The organism is Chromohalobacter israelensis DSM 3043 (assembly GCF_000055785.1).
GTDB lineage: Bacteria > Pseudomonadota > Gammaproteobacteria > Pseudomonadales > Halomonadaceae > Chromohalobacter > Chromohalobacter israelensis.
Window position 1 is genome coordinate 345,156 of sequence record NC_007963.1, and the last position, 19,268, is coordinate 364,423.

The following is a 19,268-nucleotide window of genomic DNA, read 5'->3' on the forward strand; positions in this document are numbered from 1 at the left end:
GTGGAACGCGCGAGTGGTATGAAAGGACACAAACGCTAGCCATCAACACATCATGAGGTACCAACAATGAAAACAATCTATTACGCCGCTGGCTTGACCCTTGGATTGGCCGTGATGCCTGGCCTGGCGCAGGCGGAAACCCTGCGTCTGGCACACGTCTGGCCGGGGGGATCCAAGATCGACAAGGAAATCTTCCAGGCCTGGGCCGACAGCGTGGAAGAAGCCTCGGACGGGCGCCTGGAGGTGCAGGTGTTCCCCGGCCAGACGCTCGCCAAGTCCGATGCCACCTACGAAGCCGTGGTCAACGGGATCGCCGATATCGGCGCCACGGCGCAGGGCTACAACTCGGGGCGCTTCCCTCTGACGCAGGTCGTCGAGGTGCCGGGAGTCTCCAACAGCAGCCGGCAAGGCTCCTGCGTGTTGCAGAAGCTCTATGACCAGGGCGACCTTGACCAGGAATATTCGGACTCGCACGTGCTGTTCATGTTCACGACCGGTCCGGGTTACCTGCACGCCAAGGAAAAGCTTCTCGAAACGCCCAGCGACCTGGAAGGCATGCGGCTGCGCCGTCCCACCTCGCTGGTGGGCGACATGATGGCGGACCTGGGCGCCCAGCCCGTGGGCATGCCCGCGCCGGATATCTACACCGCCTTGCAGCGCGGCGTGATGGATGGCTTGAGCATCAACTGGGAAGGGGCCAAGACGTTCCGGGTCAACGAGCTCGTCAACTACCATACCGAAGTGCCGCTGTACGATCTGGCACTGATCGCGACGATGAACAAGGACGACTACGCCAGCCTGCCGGATGACCTGAAGAAAGTCATCGATGACCACAGCGGCATGGAATGGTCGATGAAGGCGGCCAGCGTCTACGACGAACTGATCGAGGAAGGACGCCAGGAAGCACTCGATGCGGGGGATGAAATCATCACCATCGAAAACCCGCTCGAGAACGAGGACTGGGGCCCGGTACTCAAGGATACGATCAATCGTTATGTCAGCGATCTGCAGGGCAAGGGCCTGCCGGGCGCGCAGACCTACGACAATGTCATGACCCTCAAGGCGTCTTGCGACGCCTGATAGGGAGGCTCTGATTCCTCCGGAGGCGCCCTGACGCCTAGGGCGTTTCCGGCGGGACCGTCTCGTCATGATGACGGCTTGTCGCTTCGATGAGCGTGCGCCGGAACCACTCCTGCGCCGCTGAATCGTCGACCTGGCGTGACCAGTAGAGAGCGACCTCGACCGGGGGAATGTCGAACGGCAATTCCACCTGCTTGAGGTCCGCTTGCTGGGTAAAAAGGCCCGCGATCTGCTCCGGCAATATCGCCAGTAGCGACGTGCTTTCCAATAGACGCGGCAAGGCGGAAAAGTGCGGCACCACGACACTGACCTTGCGCGTGATATCCCGTTCCTTCAAGACATCTTCGACCAGCCCATGCCCTGTCGTGGGAGAGACCTGGACGTGATCCTCACGGCTGAATGCCTCCATGCTCAATGTCTGTCCGATACGCGGATGCCGTCGGCCAAGAAGGCCGACATAACGCTCTTCGATGATGGGCCGTCGCCCCAGACTGGGCGCCTGAATATCCCGGCTGCATATGACGGCATCGACACTCTTGTTGTCGAACCATGACACGACCTTGTCGATTTCCAGTGGCACGACTTCCAGCTCGACCCCGGGCGCCAGATCGCGCATGTGGCGCAGGATGGGAGCCAGGAGCGTCGTTTCTCCCAGGTCCGTCAGGGCCAGGCGAAAACGACGTTGCGACTGCTCGGGATCGAAGTGCTGGGCGTCGCTCAAGGTCTGTTCGATCTGCGTCAAGGCCTGTCGGAACGAGGTGTAAAGACGCATGGCGCAAAAGGTGGGGGCCATGCCGTCGCGCGTTCTGGAAAAAAGCGGGTCGTCGAAAAGCTCGCGCAAGCGGGAGAGGGAGTAACTGACCGAAGGTTGCGTCACATTGAGCTTATGGGCGGCGAGCGTGACACTGCCTGACTCATAAAGCGTCACGAATGTCCGTACGAGATTGAGGTCGATAGGGCGCATCCGAATAAGTCCCATTTATTTTGTTTAGAAAGAATAATGATTTGAGTGGTATTGGCAAGAAAACTATCGTTCAAGAACACGACGTTTCGAGGTGGTTATGCCAACCGTTCATTCTGCGACTTATGACTTGTTGCGCCGTCAGGGAATGACGACGATTTTCGGAAATCCTGGCTCCAATGAGTTGCCTTTCCTCAAGAATTTTCCTGCCGATTTTCGTTATATTCTCGGTCTTCACGAGGGCGTGGTCGTCGGCATGGCGGATGGCTTCGCATTGGCCAGCGGGGCGCCGGCGCTGGTCAACCTGCATGCCGCCGCCGGCTCCGGCAATGCCATGGGCGCCTTGACCAACGCCTGGTATTCGCATTCGCCGCTGGTGCTGACCGCGGGACAGCAGGCCCGTTCGATGATCGGCGTGGAATCGATGCTGGCCAATGTCGATGCGCCGCAGCTGCCCCGCCCCCTGGTCAAGTGGAGCTATGAGCCGGCGTGTCCCGAGGACGTGCCACGGGCCCTGAGCCAGGCGATCCACACGGCCTGCCTGCCGGCGCGCGGTCCGGTTTACGTGTCGATTCCCCACGATGACTGGGGGCACGCGGTCGATGACGATGCCGCGCTGCTCAGCGCCCGTCAGGTGGCGAGCGCCGCGCAACCCGCCGAGACCCAGGTCGAGGCGCTCGTCGAGCGCCTGAACGCGGCCCGCAACCCGGTTCTGGTGCTGGGGCCGGATGTGGACGCCTATGGCGCCAATGCCCTGGCGGTGACCCTGGCCGAGCGCCTGAATGCGCCGGCCTGGGTGGCGCCGTCGGCCTCGCGCTGCCCTTTCCCGACGCGTCATGCCTGCTTTCGTGGCGTCCTGCCGGCGGCGATCCAGGGGATTTCGGACCGCCTCGACGGTCACGATCTCATCGTCGTCATCGGTGCGCCGGTCTTCCGGTATCACCAGTACGCGCCGGGGCGTTACCTGCCCGATGGCGCCGAACTGGTTCATCTGACCTGCGACATGCAGGAGGCCGCACGGGCACCCATGGGCGATGCCCTGGTGGGTGACATCCACGCCATGCTGGACCTGCTGGTGCCGCGTGTCCGGCAAAGCGGTCGGGCGCGTCCCGAGCCGCAAGCCGCCCCCGAGCCGCAGGTCGACCCCGAGGGGATGCTGACACCGGAGACGGTGTTCGACGTCATGAACGCGATGGCGCCGGAGGACGCGATCTACGTCAAGGAATCCACCTCGACGGTCACGGCGTTCTGGGAGCGAGTGGAAATGCGCCACCCGGGCAGTTACTTCTTTCCCGCCGCCGGCGGGCTGGGCTTCGGCTTGCCGGCGGCCGTCGGCGTGCAGCTGGCCTGTCCCGAACGCCGGGTGATCGGGGTGATCGGCGACGGCTCGGCGAATTACGCCATCACCGCGCTGTGGAGCGCTGCGCAATACCGCATTCCGGTGGTCTTCGTGATCTTGAAGAACGGCACCTACGGTGCCCTGCGCTGGTTCTCCCGTCTGCTGGATGCGGAGGATTCGCCCGGCCTCGACGTGCCCGGTCTCGACTTCTGTGCCCTGGCCGAGGGCTATGGCGTCGAGGCCGAGCAGGCGGCGTCCCGGGAAGCCTTCGAGGCAGCCCTGAAAGCGGCCCTTGCCGATGATCGGCCGCGCGTGATCGAGGTGCCGACAACGACCATCGAGCCCTGAGGGCTTGGGCGTTCGACGAGCGCCATGTCAGTGAACATCCAACAATGATAACGAGGTATCACCATGAAGCACGCCATCTCCTATTGCCTGCTGGGGCTCGGCCTCACCGCCGCCACCGGCGTTCACGCCGACACCACGTTGCGCCTGGGCCATCTATGGCCGGCGCAGTCCGCCGTCAATCAGGACTTGATCAAGGCCTGGGCCGATCAGGTCACGCAAGACGCGAATGGTGCGCTCGAGGTGGAAATCTATCCCTCGCAGACACTGAGCAAGGCCAGCAGCGCCTACGAGGGCGTCGTCAACGGCGTCGCCGATATCACCGTCACGCTGCAGGGCTATACGGCGGGACGCTTTCCGCTCACCGAGATCGTGCAGTTGCCGGGGGTATCGGCCAGTGCACCGCAAGGCGCCTGTATCCTGCAGTCGCTTTACGATGACGGGGCGTTGGGGGACGAATACGCCGACTCCCATCTGCTGTTCCTGTTCACTACTGGTCCGGCACCGCTGCACACACGCGACACGGAGGTGCAAACGCCGGCGGATCTCGAGGGCCTGCGCATCCGCACGCCCAGCGAAGTCTCCAGCGACATGCTGGAAAGCATGGGGGCCGACCCGGTGGGCATGCCGGCACCGGACATCTACACCTCGCTGCAGCGTGGCGTGATCGATGGTCTGAGCCTTCCCTGGGAAGCCATGAAGGTCTTCCAGGTCAACGAACTGGCCAGCTATCACCTGGATATTCCCTACTACACGGGCGCCTTGATGGCGACCATGAATCGCGATGCCTACGAGGCGCTGTCGCCGGAAGCACGCGAGGCCATCGATGCCAATACCGGCATGGGCTGGGCAGAGAAGGCGGGCGAGGTCTTCTATCGACTCGATAGCGAAGGCAAGGCGCAGGCACGCGAGCAGGGCGACACCATCCACCACGTCGAGGACCCCCTGAACGATCCGCAGTGGTCAGGTCCCTTGAAGCGTGGTACCGAGCGCTACCTCGAACGCCTGGAGGAACGCGGCATCGACAACGCACGAGCGGTATACGAGCAGGCGCTGTCCCTGCGGGATGGTGCCTGCGCCCGCTGATCGTTTGGCTGGACTGCGCCGTGGCCGGTACGGCGCGGCGGCTGGTATCCTCGATGCATCGAGGCTGACCCGGGCGAGGCGCGAGATGACGGCGCACGCGCCGGGTCCGCGCCCGCCACCCGTGAGGACACTGCGATGCTGAGCGCTCGCGTCAAGCTGCGCCATTTGATGGCGTTTCAGGAGGTCGCGCGTCTGCAGAGCCTGGCCAAGGCGGCGCAGGCGCTCTCCATCACCCAGCCGGCGATGTCCAAGACGATCCGCGAGCTCGAGGAGATGCTCGACGCCACGCTGTTCGAGCGCAGCCCGCAGGGGGCCACGCTGACCGCCGCGGGACAGACGCTGCTGCGCCACGCGGGCCCGGCGCTGCGCAGCCTCGGGGAGGGCTTTCAAGCGGTTCGCGACGCGGCTCAGCACGATACCGTGGTGCGCATGGGCGCGCTGTCGACCGTCGAGGAAGGGCTGCTGCCGCTGGCGCTGCATCGCTTGCACCGCCGCGCGCCGGCCTTGCGGGTGCACGTCGTCACCGGCCCCAGCGCGTACTTGCTGTCGCGCCTGCGGGCCGGCGAGCTGGACGCGGTGGCGGGGCGCATGAGCGAAGCGCGCGAAATCCGCGGCCTGCAGTTCGAGCATCTGTACTACGAGCCGCTGGTGCTGGCCGTGCGCGTCGACCATCCCCTGCTGGCATCCAAGGCGCGGGTCGACGAGGAGCTCGGCGCTTACCCCTGGATCGTTCCGCCGACGTCGACCACCCTGCGCGATCAGGTCGAGCGCTTCTGGGTCGAGCGAGGCGGTACGCCGCCGCGCATCGCGCTGGAAACCCTGTCGTTGCCGCTGAGCCGTCGCTATGCCATGCGCAGCGATGCCGTCTGGGTGGCGCCGCTGGATGCCGTGCGTGACGACATGCACGAGGGTCGCCTGCGGCGACTCCCCGTGCGCCTCGAATCGCGCGGCGGCTCGGTGGGCCTGTGCACCAACATCGCTTTGCCGCCCAATGCCGGTGTCGAGATCCTGCGCGAATGCCTGCACGCGAGCGTCGCCGAGCGCGCGGACAGCCCCGAGGGAACGTGACTCGGGGCCGAGAGGGCTCGTTCTTTCGTCGCATAGACCTTTGGCCGATATAGCCTTGGGGTTATGGGGGCGGGCAGCCATTTCAATTGGCAGCTGGGGCCCAGCGCGGACAATGAGGCATGTCATCGCGGCGTTCGCTGGCGCCGCGGTCCTTTCGATCAGGAGACTCGCATGCCTCTCAACGATAACAAGCGCTTCGTCGAGCGCGACCGTAACTGGCACCCCCCGGCCTATGCGCCGGGCTACAAGACGACGGTGGCGCGCTCCCCCAGCCAGGCCTACGTCAGTCTGCAGACGCCGAGTGTCTCGGAGCTCGCCGGCCCGGATTTCACGCGCCTGCGCATGGGCCCGCACGACAACGACCTGCTGCTCAACTTCCGTGCCGACGACGAGGCACGGGCGGGGCTGCCCATCGGCGAACGCATCCTGCTGTTCGGACGCGTCGTCGATCAGTTCGGCAAGCCGGTGCCCAATACCCTGGTGGAAATGTGGCAGGCCAACGCCGGCGGCCGTTACCGTCACAAGAAGGATGGCTACCTGGCACCGCTCGATCCCAATTTCGGCGGCGTGGGGCGCTGCCTGAGCGACGACGAGGGCTGGTACCGTTTCCGCACCATCAAGCCCGGCCCGTACCCCTGGCCCAACGACATCAACAGCTGGCGGCCGGCGCACATACACGTCTCGGTGATGGGGCCGTCGATCTCCACGCGCCTGATTACCCAGATGTACTTCGAGGGCGACCCGCTGATTCCGCTGTGCCCCATCGTGCAGACCCTGCGCGATCCCGAAGCCGTCGAGACAATGGTCGGTCGTCTCGACATGGCGCGCAGCCGCTCGATGGATTGCCTGGCCTACCGTTTCGACCTGGTCGTTCGCGGTGAACTGCAAACCTATTTCGAGAATCAGGGGTAAACCATGCAACAGCCGAATTCCCAGCCCAGCGCCGCGCTCATGCTGCGCGAAACCGCGTCGCAGACGGCCGGTCCCTACGTGCACATCGGCCTGGCCCTGGATATCGCCGGCCTGCCGCCGCGCGAGGAAGAGATCTGGAACCGCCTGGCATCGCCGCAGGCCGAGGGACAGCCCATCGAGCTGGTGGGGCGGGTCATCGACGGCAACGGTGACCTGGTGCGCGATGCCTTGCTGGAAGCCTGGCAGGCCGATGCCCAAGGCCACTATCAGTGCGAGTTCGACCTGCAGGCGCCGTTCAACAGTTTCGGACGCACCGCGACCACGGTGGAAAACGATGGCGAGTGGTGCTTCCACACCATCAAGCCGGGCCAGGTCGCGCGTCGCGACGGACGCATGATGGCACCGCACGTCACGCTCGCCGTGTTCGCGCGCGGCATCAACATGCAATTGCACACACGGCTGTACTTCGAGGACGAAGCCGAGGCCAACGCGGCTTGCCCGGTGCTCAATGCGGTGGAATCCCCCACGCGCCGTCAGACCTTGATCGCCAAGCGCGAAGAGAGCGAAGGCAAGGTGCGCTATCGCTTCGATATCCGGCTGCAGGGCGAAGGGGAGACGGTGTTCTTCGACTTCTGAGCCAACTGCTCGATGTCTGATCCTGCGCATCATGATACGTGGGCATGAACAAACTTCTTAAGCCAAAGTCAGCATGCCCCTTGGAGGGGCAGGTCAGTTTAATGGGCTGCCTGCTCCTGAATCGCCCCCAGGTCTTCGAGACACCCGTCAAGATCTGTGTGTAACGCCGCTCGTACTCGATTGGAGACAGACCATCGCTCCAAAGAATGTCCCAATGACAGCCAAGGCGTTATAAATGGCCATGAATAATCCTAACGACCTGTGAAGCTCATTGCACAGCCGAACAGCACGGCAAAGATCGCGACAACACCAAAGCCCCCATAGATCCACATCAGCACCATTCGCAGCCATCGAGGCGATTGCTCGATCGCCCGTCGTCGATCAGGACGATCATCGAAGTTCCGAGCCGAGGCATGGGGAAAGGCCCTCGACATCAGCATCAGGCCGTAGCGGCCCATTCGCGCGAACGATACCGGGTAGCTCTTGAAGAGGATCTCGTCTTGCTGTGTGAAGCAAGAGAAGTGGTCATCGGCTTTATTGATCAGAAGGGGGGCCAAAATTATGCACGCCAGACCGAGCAAAAAAGTCAGGCCACCGAACAAGGCAAAGCCCAGGGCGAAAATGGTTTCCCAAGAATAACTGCTCATCTTTGCCTGTTCACCTTATCCAGAGTCGTGAAGCCTGATCACGATAAAGGCCAGCAGAAAGGCGATCGGAGCGACGATCACGAAGCTGGCGTAGATCCACGTCACCACGTTGAGGATCCAGGCGGGGGCTCTTTCGACGGCGTGAACTCGATCGGGGCGATCGCGATAGATTCGGTGTTGGCCCCACTGGGTGTTACGGCTCAGCACCTTGAGACCGTAGCCGCTCATCCGGTGGGCTGAGAGTGGCAGTCCCTTGAAGAACAGCTCCTTGTCCGATGCCAGCGGCCCCAGCGCTCGGTCGACCTTTTCGATGATTAATGGTGCGAGGATCATGCCAACGATGACGAGCAGAAAGGCCAGCACGCCCAACCCGGCCGTTATGAAAAGCAGAGTCACGTAGATATCGTGCTGGCTCATACGTGTGCGTCCCAGAGAGAACTAGCGATCCAGCAGCAGGAAAATAATCATTAATAGCACAGTAAAGAAACAAATTAGAGATCCGGCACCGTACAGCCATGTTACGGTTCGTCGCAAATTGACGGGCATTTCAGCAATCGCTCTTTCTCGGTCTGGACGCTGGTCAAATACCCGGCTCTGATACCAGCCAGTGTCCTTGAGAAGCAACATTCGTCCGTAAGTACCCAGCCGAGTATATGAAAGAGGAAGCCCCTGGAAGAGCAATTCATTATCCGGGAGCAAAATACTCAATGCCTTGTCTGCCTTGTGAATGATCATGGGAGCTAGGATTACGCCGACAACGACTAATAGGGCTGAGATAGTTACAATGCCGACGAACGTTATCAAAAATCCTCCCCATAGTAGTGAGTCATTCACTTCGTTCCACCTTCTTCGTGAAAATATTCGTAGATGGCTGAACCTGCACGTCTTCCTACCTCTTTACCCGCAGTAGATCCACCATAGGCCCCTCCACTCACCAGCACTACAGTACAAGCAAGCCGTCCCATGGGGTGATAACCGATAGCCAAGCATACTCGACCTACATTTGAGACAGCTGCGGATGCACCGGCAGATCCTCCGACTATACCTGTTCCCAAGCCTATGTACTCTTCAAGCTCAACCTGCCGGCAGGACTTGGTGGCATTGATATCGTTGCAGGCTCGTTCGACGGCCAACCGCGTCGACATGATATCCAGCCCAATGGCGACGTAGTTCGTCACGTCCAGTGTGCGGGCGAACTTCCCGGCTTTCTGAATTCCCTCCGCTACCGTTGGGACATGAAACTCGGCAAACCCAGCCATCGCCTGTTCTACGGTGTGAACGGCCTTATCCTGCAAAACGCCGAGCTTGGCCTTGAGCGTTCGATGCTTGTCCTCGAGCCCGAATTTTCGATCCATCCAACCCACTATTGGTGCTGTCGCACGTTCGAGAATCTGCTCTCCCCTCCGGCTCCCGGATTCCCATGCCTGAGCCAGATCGTGCCATGTCTCGTCCATCGTTGATTTGAGTGCCTGGAGCGTTCCCGCCGAAGTGCCGGCTGCCGTGGAGGCACTCCCCATGGCGTCCGATAGATCCATTACTGCACCCCAGTTCACCATCATGACGTCAGCCTGCTCGGGCTTGAGCTGCTGGACGGTTTGCTGTGCTAACCGGGCCTGGTCCTGCAGCGTTTGCTCCTCGGCCGTGCACATCTTGTTTTCGGGGTCGCTAAGCACGATCAGAGAGCCGGGTAGCACATAGTCCGGCAAGTGGGTGTTGGGCCGCTCGAACATGGCATCGACGTCAGATGACAGTGTAGGCAGAAGGTCGCGCTTGATCTGATCGCGGTAGCCGGCTTCGCGAACAACGTGGAATCCCGGCGCGATCGTCGCTTGACTCTCTTTCTCTGTAGTCTCGTCGCTCATGACCTTGCCGGCTGCCGCCGCAGTCAGCGAGAAGATGGGCTTGGGAACAGGAGGGCTCTTCGCCTCCTCGGTGCCGATCATGTGTCTTCCATTCATTGACGAGACGAGCGTAGCACCGCAAGACGTGTGGCAGCCGTGAAAGGCGGCCTGCTTACCGTTGATCCGAAGCGTGGGGTTGCCTTCGACAATGGTGCAGACGCCTCCGTGACCATCCACCGGACAGGTGACCTTATCACCGACGACGGCGACCGGTTTGCCATGAACGATGTAGGTGCTCTGGCCGGTGATGACCTTACCGCCGTGACTGGTGGCATCCCCCAACCGAATCATACCGTCGCCGGGCTTGAACCTTTAGCATTCCTCTGTTGCAACGCTGACGGTAGTCTATTATAGGCTTGACTCGGGCCACAAAGCGACATGGCTGGCATGTCTGGCAAGACCTGCCTCCAGCTGTAAAAGTCCGGATGATCGATGAAGTCATAGGAGCTATCCTCTGCTGGCAGCGCGTGAACTCATTGCTCAACTCATCCAGGAGCAGCGAGATGGATATCAAACTGCATAAGATGGCTACCACCACACCGCGCATACCCAGGGAGATCCAGCAGGGACCCGCCTCGGTCAGCGATAGCGAACTGGCTCGTCGTTATCATGTCTCGGGTCCCACCATTACCCGGTGGCGTTACCGCAGCACGCAATACGACTAACCCTACATGCGGCATAACCTGCTCTCGACAACGTCTCCCGTACAGGAATAGACCGTGGTGGCTCTGCGCGACTACCTGCGTCTGAGCGTCGATGACTTGTTAGTCGTGGCAGAGGAATGCCTTCACTCGACCTCTCCCGCTTAGCACTGCAACCCACTTGAGGTGACGGGACCTGAACAGCCTGGCGACTTTTGGAAAAGTAGGGAGAGGGGCTCTGTAATCGTCTCACAAGCCCTTCAAAGCCTATGATCCAGGCTTATGTTCATATCGACTCAAGCATCTGCCTCAAATGCCCGATGAAGACCACAAGCGTTACCTCTTCGTGGCGATCGACCGCCGTTCAGGAACCGTACCTTGGTGACGGATAACGGCAAGACCTTTACCGACCGCTGTGCGGAGGGCGGGGAGCGTAAGCCCAGCGGCAAGCGCCGGGGGATCGGATTTGTCACCAGCATGGCATCGACCATCGCCTGATCGCACCTTACCGGCGACAGGCCAATAGCATGGTGGATCGTTTCAATGGCCGCGTGAGCGACGTACTGAATACGCATCGGTTCGACTTGCGGGAAGAGCTGGAGGCCACGCTTAAGCGCTACAGTTCGCTTTATAGCCACCACATCAATCAAAAAGCCTTGCATCATCAGACGCCGGGCGGTGCAATGAAGCAGTGGCAGAAAGACCGTCCCGAATTATTTGGGAACATGTGATCAATCATCCGGCTCCCGGCAGCGAGGAATGACAAAGGCCATATGACATCATTAAATTTGGCATAAGGCACTATACCTGACATGGTTGATGGAGGTCGTGTGAGCTCTAAGGGAATATTTACTTCGGAAGAAAAAGAAAAGTTAAAGGGTATGTATGAGTCACGGTTGTCCCGCCTGGGCCCGAGCCATGCGCTGGACTGCCTTACTCAACTTGCCTCTAGCGTCATTGGTGTGCCTACCAGCTTGGTGACGTTACTGGGGCCTGACGTGCAATGGATAAAATCACGGTATAATTTTGGGTTGGATGTTACGCCTTTGGAATCGTCTTTCTGCCGGCGAACAGTTCAGCGTAAAGACCTGACCATTATAGAAGATGCGCTGGATGATGATGAGTTCAAATGCAATGATCTCGTTAATTCAGCGCCGTATGTCAGGTTTTATGCGGGCGCGCCGCTTTTTGACTCGGAAGGTGCCGCTATTGGTGGCGTATGTGTTATCGACTATGAGCCTAGGAAACTCTCCGACAAAGAAGCTGAGATGCTCAGGGCTTTTTCCGTGATTGCTAGCAATCTTCTGGAGTCGAGCAATAATGTTGGGTTTGTTGATTCCGTGACATTCCTCCCTAACCAGCAAAGGCTTATGAGGGATTTAGACGCGCTTCATGCCCGTCAGGATGAAGATCATGTGCTTCCAAAAACAGTTATTGTTTTAGAAGTGGTGTCCACTAGTGGTTATCATGAGCTTGCAAAGAGTTATGGGGTTGAGGCGGTTGAAGAGGTTTCAAAAAATATCGCGGATCTTCTGAGAGTTTGTCTCTCGGAGCGTCATTTGCTTTATGCTGTAAGTCTTTCTCGTTTTTCCGTATTGGTGCCCCAGTCGGAGAGGGGGGCGGTGATTGATATAGTGGCGGCACTCAACTTCCGTATTGGAGCGGGAGGAAATACGGCACTGCCTGTCAATCTACAGGTTTGTGCCGGATATTATGATTTTGATCCATTGGCCATTGCGCCGAGGGATACTTTTAGGAGAGCTCTCAGTGCATTATATGAAGCGCTAGCCTATCGTGAGCCAGTTATGGCATACCAAGTCAACTTTGATAATGCACAGCAACGCAAAGTGAAGTTGATCAACAGCTTGCCGGAAGCTTTGGAGGATAGGCAGCTGTATCTTATGGTACAGCCTAAGATTAATATGAGGAGTGGTGAAGTAGTAGGGCTGGAAGCCTTATTGAGGTGGAGGCACCCTGAGTTTGGAGAGCTGTCTCCAATGGAGTTTGTCCCCCTTGTTGCTCAGACATATATGGTTAATGACCTGACGCACTGGGTTGTTAGAGAGGCGCTTGGGATAATAAGTCGGTTTCATGAGAAAGGTTGTTATCTTACTATTTCCGTTAATGTGACAACGACAAATCTGTTTGATGATTCTTTTTTTAATTGTGTCGAGTCAATGCTTGGTGAGTTTGGTGTCGACCCCAAGTATCTTGAAATTGAGTGTTTGGAAACAGAAGAGTTGTTAGAGGATTATCGAATAGCGAGCGTGTTGCAGGCCCTTCGTGATATAGGGGTTCGTATTGCCCTGGACGATTTTGGAAGTGGTTATAGTAATCTTAATTACCTCCGCCGGATTCCGGTCGACGTGGTGAAGATTGATCGAAGTATCATTAAGGATATGGAGGTTGATGCAGGGAGCCGTGCTATCGTTTTTAGGCTGGTTCAGATTTTGAAACACTTTGACTACGGCATCGTTGCTGAGGGGATAGAGAATCAGGCCACAGCTGATCAGCTACTGCAGTTTGGTTGCGTGGTTGGGCAGGGTTACTATTTTTATCGTCCCATGATATGGGAGAAAGCTCTGGAGTCTTTTGCTCAATGTTTGCCTTCTTCTTGACTTGTCAATCTAATGTGCTCTTTGCATAGGAGGCTTAGAGCTTCCTTGTGCGTCGCGTTATCGATTAAAACCGAGGGTCTTTATTAGGAGGAGAGGCTCATGTCCCTGACGCTATGGGCGGGGCGTGTCGACGTGGTGAGCGGCGACATTACCCGCCTCGATGTCGATGCCATCGTCAACGCGGCCAATCATTCCTTGATGGGCGGCGGTGGCGTGGATGGCGCCATCTACCGCGCGGCGGGACCCGCGCTCAAGCGGGCCTGCCGCGCGCTGCGCGAGACGCACTGGCCCGATGGCCTGCCGGACGGCGAGGTCGCGCTGACCGAGGGATTCGAGCTGCCGGCACGCTATGTCATTCACACCGTAGGCCCGGTCTACGCCAAGACGCGCGATAAATCCCACCTGCTGGCCAATTGCTATCGCAATGCCGTGGCGCTGGCGGCCGAGACGGGGTGCCGGCGCATTGCCTTCCCCGCGATTTCCACCGGCGTCTACGGTTACCCCTTCGACGATGCCGCTCACATCGTGATCGATACGCTGCATGACGCACTGGCGATCCATGATCTCCGGGTGACACTGTGCTTCTTCAGCGAGCGCGATTACCAAGCGTTCGCGGAAATCGCCATGCGACGCGGCGTCGCCGACGCATGATGCCGGGCGGGGGATGAGGCCGTCGCTCTACAGGAATTCGGCCAGTTCCTCGCCTCCCAGATTGCCACCGGTCACCACCACGACGACATCGCCATGCGAGGGCAGCGTGGCGCCACCTTCGAGCAGAGCGGCCACCCCCACGGCCGCGCCGGGCTCGACGACCAACTTGGCCTGGTAGAGCAAGTGGCGCATGGCGCGGTGGATGGCGTCCTCGTCCACCGCGACGAGCTCGGTGACGTGCCGGCGACTGAGCGGGTAGGTGTGCTCGCCGACGATGGCGGCAGCGAGACTCTTGGCGCAGCTGGCGATACCGTCGAGCCTGGCGGGGCCGCCCTGGGACCAGGCATGCGCCATGCTCGCCGCTCCGCGGGGCTCCACGCCGATCAGCGAGAGCTCGGGCCGCCACGCCGAAGATGCCACGCCGATGCCCCCGATCAGGCCGCCGCCGCCGACGGGACAGAGAATCGCCTGGGCGTCCGGCGCCTGCTCGAGACTCTCGAGGCCCAGCGTGCCCTGGCCGGCGATGATGCGCGGATCGTCGTAGGGATGCACCAGCGTCAGGCCGCGCTCCTCGACCAATCGATGCATCAAGGCCCAGGCCGCGTTGATATCGCCGTGCAGGATGACCTCCGCGCCCAGCGCGCGGCTGCCCTCCACCTTGAAGGGGCTGGCATTCTCGGGCATCACGATGGTCACGGGGACGCCTGTCCGGCGTGCTGCCCAGGCCAGCGCCAGGGCGTGGTTGCCGGCGGACACGGCGCCCAGCCCGCCGGCGAGTTCCTCGTCGCTGGCGGTGCGCAGCCAGTTCAGCGCACCGCGTGCCTTGAAGGAGCCGGTGTGCTGAAATGACTCGACCTTGAGCCACACACGCCGTCCCAGACGCTCGGACAGCGTCTGGTCGAGCAACAACGGTGTCGGCGCGAGGGCCTCGGCGATCCGTTCCCGCGCATGCTGGACATCGCTCACTTCCATTTGATGTTGCAGCCCATGGACGGCGTCTGCTGCGTTGCCGGTGCACGATCGGCGAGCACCGCATCGGCGGCGGCGCGCAGGTCCTCCCCGGTGACCGGCGTCTCCTTGCTGGGGCGGCTGGCGTCGAACTGTCCTCGATAGGCCAGCCGGTGCTCGTGGTCGAAGAGAAAGAAATCCGGGGTGCAGGCCGCCTCGAAGGTGCGGGCGACATCCTGGCTTTCATCCACCAGGTAGTGAAAGGTATAGCCGCGCGCGTCGATTTCCTCGCGCATGCGCGCGGGGCTGTCGTCCGGATGGGCGTGAAAGTCGTTGCTGTTGATGGCGACCACCGCCAGCCCCTTGGCCTGATACTCGCGGGCGAAATCGGCGAAGGCATCCGCGATGTGCTTGACGAAGGGGCAGTGATTGCAGATGAACGCGACCAGGACCGGACGCCCGGCGAAATCCGCGCTGTCGACCTCCCGGCCCTCGGCATCGGGGAGCCGAAACGCCGGTAGCGGTGAGCCCAGCGCGATCATGTTGGACGGCGTCAATGACATGAGAGGACTCCTGTTGTCGGTGAGCGTCTCGCGTGGAACGGCGCCCGCGTCAGGCGCGGGCCATATCCCCTCATTCTAGGCGTGAATGGCCGGTGGTTGGCAATGCGCTCATGCCCGGGCGCGGCGGACGGGCATGAGGTTGCGATGGGCGAGCATGGCGATGAGCAGGAACAGCAGGGCAGCGATGCTGAACAGCAGCGTGAGCCCGCCAAGGTCGAAGAGCAGGGCGCCGAGAAACGGGCCGCTGGCCATGCCCATGAAGCGGAAGAAGTTGTAGAGCCCCACCGCGGTGGCGCGGTGGGTGACGAAGACGCGCGTCAGCAGCGCGGTCTGGGCAGGCAGAGACAGCCCGAGCAGGAAGCCGAAGAGGCAGGTGGTCGTGATGAGCGACGCCAGCGAATGCATCGACGTCGCGAGAAAAGCCATCACATCGACGGCACACAACAAGGCGGTGATCACCAGCAGGCTTTCCGTCGACAGACGTTTCTGGACACGACTGCTCAGGAAGCTTCCCAGCATCAAGGCGACGGACAGTGGCAAGAACATCAGCCCCTTCTGGGCCACGGAGAGCGTGTAGCCCTGGTCGAGAATCACCGGCAGATAGACCAGGAAATTGTAGTAAATGTAGAACTGCACGAAGCCCAGAATGCCGATGGTCAGTCCCTGCCGATCGCGCGCGATGCGTACGTATTCGGCCATGTCGATCCTGCGCGCGGGGCCCGCAGGCTTGGTCTCCCGGAGCAATGCCAGATTGAGAATGCCGATCAGCGTCCCGGCGACGGCCAGCGCCAAAAAGACGTAATGATAATCCAGCTGGTCGGCGATGAAGCCCCCCGCCACCGGGCCGATGACGGGGCCGAGGGCGACCATCGTCTGAAAGGTCCCCATGGCCTTGAGGCGCTCCTCGTCTCGGAAAAGGTCGCCGATCACGGTCACGGCGACCACCGACCCCGTCGCGATGCCCACCGCCTGGAACACGCGAAAGAAGAGCAATGACGCGATGTGGTCGGCGTAGAAGCAGCCGATCGAGGCCCCGACATAGAGGGCGATGCCGGGCAGCAGCACCTTCTTGCGCCCCCAGGTGTCGGTCAGCGGACCGTAGAGAATCTGCATGAAGGCGATGATGAAGGTGAACACCGAGATGCTGGCATTGATCAGCAGTTGGCTGGTGGCCAGGGTGTCCTGCAGCTCGGGGAGAATGGGTACGTAGACGGTTTGCGTAAAAGGGCCCAGGAACGCGGCGAATGAGACGGAATACGCAATTGCCTTTTTGTGAACCATCGAACGTTCCCGGGGGGTGGTGAAATAAAGCGACAGCTTATCAAGTCTCGGCAGAGGATGCGTCACCGGAACCCTGGCGGCGGGCCACCGAGTAGGTGACCTGTTGATTGCGGGTCTTCTGGAACTCCTCCAGGCTCTCGCCGCGCATGGCGGCGTAGATATGGAGATTGGACGTGCCGATGACGGCACCGAGCTTCTCCAGCAGGAAGAAGATGACGCCGTAATGGATCATGCCCCGCCAATCGCGCTCGCGGATCAAGCGGCGTTCCTCCTCGCTGAGAGCCGCCTCGTCGAACAACGCTTCAGGGTCGGCGAGAAAGCGCTCGCGCCAGTCGGGCTCGATCAGGCGATGCAGGAAACGGTTGATGCGATAGCCTTTGCGGCTGCGCTCGAGGGTGAATGGGTAAGTGCCTTCCAGTGCCTCGATGCCTTCCTGCTGATGGCGGCTGTGCTGGCGGTAGCGCTCGCTCAGGTCGACGGGGTTGGGCCGCGCCTGATTCTCGAGAATCAACGTGGCGATGCCGGTCATCGACGGTAGGTAATAATCCTGGTGGCGCTTGATCACGGTGTGGGACAACGCGCCGCGCATGATCAGGTAGGTGATCACTTCCGAGCCTTCCAGGCCGCCCAGGGTAGCGAACTCCGCCTGGGTCATCTGGGTGAGCTGCTGTGGATCGTCGACCAGCAGATCGAGGAATTGCGCATCCCACTCTGGATTGTTGAACCCGGCGCGCTCGCCGTGTACCTGGTGCGAGACGCCGCCGGTAGCGACGATGGCGACGTCGAGATCCTCCGGATAGCTTTCGATGGCACGGCGCAGCGCCTGCCCCAGTTTGTAGCAACGCGCCGCGCTGGGGATCGGGAATTGCAGGACGCCCACCTGCAGGGGCACGACCTCGACCGGCCAGCCCTCCTCGAACGGCAGCAGGGCCGACATCGGCGAGAACAGCCCGTGATCGAGCGGCTTGTCCTGAAAGAACGCCATGTCGAACTCGTCGGCCATCAGGCTCTCGCCGATATGCCGCGAGAGCGCCGCGTGTCCGCCGATGGCGGGCAGGTCACGCGGTCCGCCGCCTTCGTCGGCGACCGCGTAATGGTCGTCGACCCCCAGCGCGAAGGCAGAGTAGTGGTCGAAGAAAAACGACGTCACGTGGTCGTTGAAGATGTAGAAAAGCACGTCGGGGCGCTTGTCCTGCAGCCACTGCGTCATTGGCGCGAAGCTTTCGAAGATCGGCGCCCAGGCGGCCTCCTGCTGTTTTTCATGGTCGACGGCGAAGCCGATGGTCGGGGTGTGGGAAACGGCGAGTCCGCCGATGATACGTGCCATCTTCGATACCTCGTGCGAGAGCGGAAGGTCAGTCGCTGTTGTTGAGCGCGAGCAGGCCGATGCCCGTGGTCATCGGGGCGTAGTAGAAGCGGTGAACTTCCTCGACGCGTTCGGTCATGGCGCCGCGCATCACGAACCACATGATGACTTCACCGCCCTCGGCACCGGCCGCCGTCATCACTTCCTTGTGCGACAGGGCAGCAAGCTCGCGGGGTTCGTCCTGAATGCGCTGCAGCCACTGCTTGTCCCACTCTTCGTTGATGTGTCCGAAACGCTCGCCGTTGAGCTGGTGCGAGAGGCCGCCGGTGCCGACCACCACGACGCGCGTGTCCTCGGGGTAGGCCTCGACGGCGCGCCGAATGGCCTCGCCCAGCTTGAAGCAGCGCTGGCCGGTGGGCAGAGGGTGCTGGATGACGTTGACCAGCAGCGGCACGACCTTGACCGGCCAGGCGGTGTCGTCGTGATCCCAGAGCAGGGGCATGGCGGTGAGGAAGCCATGGTCCAGGGCCATTTCCTGGCACAGGGTCAGGTCGAACTCGTCGGCGACCAGGTGGTTGGCGAGATGCTCGGAAAAGGCGGCATCCCCGGGGAAGTCCGGCAAGGGGCGCTTGCCGTAGCCTTCGTCGGCCACTTCGTAGCTGTCGGCCACACCCAGCGCGAAGGTGGGATAGCGGTCGAGAAAGAACTCGGTGCCATGATCGTTGTAGACCAGGATGACGACATCGGCCTTGACCTCCTCCGCCAGCCAGCGCTTGACGGGCTCGTAACCGTCGAAGAGGGGCTGCCAGGCGGGGTCGGCCTGTTTTTTCTGGTCATAGGCGCGCCCGATGGAGGGCACATGGGAGGAGCCGATACCGGCGACGATCTTGCCCATCAGGTTGCTCCTGGCACGTTGCGGGTGGACATGAACTGTTCGTAGCTCTCGCCGCGCATCTGCGCGCCGATGGTGTAGAGGCCGTAGCCCAGGGTGGCGCCGAGCTTGAGGAAGAAGAACAGGTTGCCGCCGAGCTGGGTCAGGCGCAGCCAGTCACGCTCGCGAACGGCCTGTTTCTGTTCTTCCGACAGGCCGTAGCGTTCCATGTAGGCTTCTTCGTCGGCCTTGAAGGCCTCGCGGTTCTCGTCGAACTTGAGCGAGTTGCACATCTTGTTGATGGCATACCCTTGTCGCGAGAGCGCAAGGTCGAAGACATAGGTGCCGGGAATTCCCCAGCGCTCTTGTGCATCCGACATGGCGTGTTTTTCCTTTTCTATTGTGTGGTGGCTG

At 61.0% G+C, this 19,268-nt stretch carries 19 protein-coding genes and 1 pseudogene; 9 read left to right on the forward strand and 11 right to left on the reverse strand.

Translation table 11 applies throughout. The annotated features are described in order from the left end of the window. Positions 1-66 precede the first annotated feature (66 nt). Entirely contained in the window at positions 67-1,080 is a 1,014-nt protein-coding gene (locus tag CSAL_RS01535) for a TRAP transporter substrate-binding protein (protein ID WP_011505615.1), read from the forward strand. A gap of 37 nt (positions 1,081-1,117) precedes the next feature. On the opposite strand, the gene CSAL_RS01540 is transcribed toward CSAL_RS01535, so the two are convergent. Further along, positions 1,118-2,044 (reverse strand): LysR family transcriptional regulator, encoded by a 927-nt coding sequence (locus tag CSAL_RS01540; RefSeq protein ID WP_011505616.1) that lies wholly within the window; start codon positions 2,042-2,044, stop codon positions 1,118-1,120. 97 nt (positions 2,045-2,141) lie between these two features. On the opposite strand from CSAL_RS01540, the gene mdlC reads away from it, so the two are divergent. From mdlC to pcaG, 5 genes are all read left to right on the forward strand, one after another. Further along, on the forward strand, positions 2,142-3,728 hold the full coding sequence (mdlC, locus tag CSAL_RS01545) for a benzoylformate decarboxylase (protein WP_011505617.1): 1,587 nt from the start codon (positions 2,142-2,144) through the stop codon (positions 3,726-3,728). Positions 3,729-3,791: 63 nt separating this feature from the next. After that, complete coding sequence (locus CSAL_RS01550; RefSeq protein ID WP_011505618.1) at positions 3,792-4,811, forward strand: TRAP transporter substrate-binding protein; 1,020 nt, start codon at positions 3,792-3,794, stop codon at positions 4,809-4,811. A 135-nt stretch (positions 4,812-4,946) separates the two neighbouring features. Next, positions 4,947-5,879 (forward strand): pca operon transcription factor PcaQ, encoded by a 933-nt coding sequence (gene pcaQ / locus CSAL_RS01555; RefSeq protein ID WP_011505619.1) that lies wholly within the window; start codon positions 4,947-4,949, stop codon positions 5,877-5,879. 171 nt (positions 5,880-6,050) lie between these two features. Next, the gene (gene pcaH / locus CSAL_RS01560; protein WP_011505620.1) at positions 6,051-6,791 is read left to right on the forward strand and encodes a protocatechuate 3,4-dioxygenase subunit beta; all 741 of its coding nucleotides are present in this window, start codon (positions 6,051-6,053) and stop codon (positions 6,789-6,791) included. Positions 6,792-6,794: 3 nt separating this feature from the next. Continuing rightward, the gene (gene pcaG, locus CSAL_RS01565) at positions 6,795-7,427 is read left to right on the forward strand and encodes a protocatechuate 3,4-dioxygenase subunit alpha (RefSeq protein ID WP_011505621.1); all 633 of its coding nucleotides are present in this window, start codon (positions 6,795-6,797) and stop codon (positions 7,425-7,427) included. A 251-nt stretch (positions 7,428-7,678) separates the two neighbouring features. Here pcaG and CSAL_RS01570 read toward each other — a convergent pair whose 3' ends face one another. From CSAL_RS01570 to CSAL_RS17090, 4 genes are read right to left on the reverse strand one after another with little or no spacing between them, the layout of a single operon-like run. Then, positions 7,679-8,074: a hypothetical protein gene (locus CSAL_RS01570; protein ID WP_011505622.1), complete on the reverse strand. Its 396-nt coding sequence runs from the start codon at positions 8,072-8,074 to the stop codon at positions 7,679-7,681. A gap of 15 nt (positions 8,075-8,089) precedes the next feature. After that, positions 8,090-8,491, reverse strand: coding sequence for a hypothetical protein (locus tag CSAL_RS01575; RefSeq protein WP_011505623.1), 402 nt, complete (start codon positions 8,489-8,491; stop codon positions 8,090-8,092). Between the two features lie 21 nt (positions 8,492-8,512). Then, entirely contained in the window at positions 8,513-8,908 is a 396-nt protein-coding gene (locus tag CSAL_RS01580) for a hypothetical protein (RefSeq protein WP_011505624.1), read from the reverse strand. Beyond that, positions 8,905-10,266, reverse strand: a complete 1,362-nt coding sequence (locus CSAL_RS17090) for a PAAR domain-containing protein (RefSeq protein WP_011505625.1) — start codon at positions 10,264-10,266, stop codon at positions 8,905-8,907. The genes CSAL_RS01580 and CSAL_RS17090 overlap by 4 nt, the downstream gene beginning before the upstream one ends. 212 nt (positions 10,267-10,478) lie before the next feature. Here CSAL_RS17090 and CSAL_RS01590 point away from each other — a divergent pair. The 3 genes and pseudogenes from CSAL_RS01590 (at position 10,479) to CSAL_RS01600 (ending at position 13,885) form a co-directional block, all read left to right on the forward strand. Next, positions 10,479-11,379: pseudogene (locus CSAL_RS01590) on the forward strand (integrase core domain-containing protein). Positions 11,380-11,446: 67 nt separating this feature from the next. After that, the gene (locus CSAL_RS17095) at positions 11,447-13,234 is read left to right on the forward strand and encodes a sensor domain-containing diguanylate cyclase (protein WP_187290068.1); all 1,788 of its coding nucleotides are present in this window, start codon (positions 11,447-11,449) and stop codon (positions 13,232-13,234) included. 99 nt (positions 13,235-13,333) lie between these two features. After that, positions 13,334-13,885 (forward strand): O-acetyl-ADP-ribose deacetylase, encoded by a 552-nt coding sequence (locus CSAL_RS01600; RefSeq protein WP_011505627.1) that lies wholly within the window; start codon positions 13,334-13,336, stop codon positions 13,883-13,885. A gap of 27 nt (positions 13,886-13,912) precedes the next feature. On the opposite strand, the gene CSAL_RS01605 is transcribed toward CSAL_RS01600, so the two are convergent. The 6 genes from CSAL_RS01605 to CSAL_RS01630 form a co-directional block, all read right to left on the reverse strand. Continuing rightward, positions 13,913-14,857, reverse strand: a complete 945-nt coding sequence (locus CSAL_RS01605) for a threonine ammonia-lyase (RefSeq protein ID WP_043557889.1) — start codon at positions 14,855-14,857, stop codon at positions 13,913-13,915. After that, positions 14,848-15,396, reverse strand: a complete 549-nt coding sequence (locus CSAL_RS01610; protein ID WP_011505629.1) for a thioredoxin family protein — start codon at positions 15,394-15,396, stop codon at positions 14,848-14,850. The genes CSAL_RS01605 and CSAL_RS01610 overlap by 10 nt, the downstream gene beginning before the upstream one ends. A 108-nt stretch (positions 15,397-15,504) precedes the next feature. Next, the gene (locus CSAL_RS01615; RefSeq protein ID WP_011505630.1) at positions 15,505-16,677 is read right to left on the reverse strand and encodes an MFS transporter; all 1,173 of its coding nucleotides are present in this window, start codon (positions 16,675-16,677) and stop codon (positions 15,505-15,507) included. Between the two features lie 40 nt (positions 16,678-16,717). Further along, positions 16,718-18,004 carry a gallate dioxygenase gene (locus CSAL_RS01620; RefSeq protein WP_011505631.1) on the reverse strand — a complete coding sequence of 429 codons (1,287 nt, stop codon included), beginning with the start codon at positions 18,002-18,004 and terminating at the stop codon, positions 16,718-16,720. Between the two features lie 28 nt (positions 18,005-18,032). Next, positions 18,033-18,878 (reverse strand): class III extradiol dioxygenase family protein, encoded by an 846-nt coding sequence (locus CSAL_RS01625; protein ID WP_011505632.1) that lies wholly within the window; start codon positions 18,876-18,878, stop codon positions 18,033-18,035. Then, positions 18,878-19,234 (reverse strand): extradiol ring-cleavage dioxygenase LigAB, LigA subunit, encoded by a 357-nt coding sequence (locus CSAL_RS01630; RefSeq protein ID WP_011505633.1) that lies wholly within the window; start codon positions 19,232-19,234, stop codon positions 18,878-18,880. The genes CSAL_RS01625 and CSAL_RS01630 overlap by 1 nt, the downstream gene beginning before the upstream one ends. Between the last annotated feature and the right edge of the window lie 34 nt (positions 19,235-19,268).

Coding starts and splice junctions, on each gene's coding strand:
- CSAL_RS01600 (WP_011505627.1), top strand. CDS start 13,334: ATGTCCCTGACGCTATGGGCGGGGCGTGTCGACGTGGTGAGCGGCGAC.
- CSAL_RS01615 (WP_011505630.1), bottom strand. CDS start 16,677: ATGGTTCACAAAAAGGCAATTGCGTATTCCGTCTCATTCGCCGCGTTC.
- CSAL_RS01630 (WP_011505633.1), bottom strand. CDS start 19,234: ATGTCGGATGCACAAGAGCGCTGGGGAATTCCCGGCACCTATGTCTTC.
- pcaQ (WP_011505619.1), top strand. CDS start 4,947: ATGCTGAGCGCTCGCGTCAAGCTGCGCCATTTGATGGCGTTTCAGGAG.
- CSAL_RS01570 (WP_011505622.1), bottom strand. CDS start 8,074: ATGAGCAGTTATTCTTGGGAAACCATTTTCGCCCTGGGCTTTGCCTTG.
- CSAL_RS01540 (WP_011505616.1), bottom strand. CDS start 2,044: ATGCGCCCTATCGACCTCAATCTCGTACGGACATTCGTGACGCTTTAT.
- CSAL_RS01610 (WP_011505629.1), bottom strand. CDS start 15,396: ATGTCATTGACGCCGTCCAACATGATCGCGCTGGGCTCACCGCTACCG.
- mdlC (WP_011505617.1), top strand. CDS start 2,142: ATGCCAACCGTTCATTCTGCGACTTATGACTTGTTGCGCCGTCAGGGA.
- CSAL_RS17090 (WP_011505625.1), bottom strand. CDS start 10,266: ATGATTCGGTTGGGGGATGCCACCAGTCACGGCGGTAAGGTCATCACC.
- CSAL_RS01625 (WP_011505632.1), bottom strand. CDS start 18,878: ATGGGCAAGATCGTCGCCGGTATCGGCTCCTCCCATGTGCCCTCCATC.
- pcaG (WP_011505621.1), top strand. CDS start 6,795: ATGCAACAGCCGAATTCCCAGCCCAGCGCCGCGCTCATGCTGCGCGAA.
- pcaH (WP_011505620.1), top strand. CDS start 6,051: ATGCCTCTCAACGATAACAAGCGCTTCGTCGAGCGCGACCGTAACTGG.
- CSAL_RS01535 (WP_011505615.1), top strand. CDS start 67: ATGAAAACAATCTATTACGCCGCTGGCTTGACCCTTGGATTGGCCGTG.
- CSAL_RS01575 (WP_011505623.1), bottom strand. CDS start 8,491: ATGAGCCAGCACGATATCTACGTGACTCTGCTTTTCATAACGGCCGGG.
- CSAL_RS01550 (WP_011505618.1), top strand. CDS start 3,792: ATGAAGCACGCCATCTCCTATTGCCTGCTGGGGCTCGGCCTCACCGCC.
- CSAL_RS01605 (WP_043557889.1), bottom strand. CDS start 14,857: ATGGAAGTGAGCGATGTCCAGCATGCGCGGGAACGGATCGCCGAGGCC.
- CSAL_RS01620 (WP_011505631.1), bottom strand. CDS start 18,004: ATGGCACGTATCATCGGCGGACTCGCCGTTTCCCACACCCCGACCATC.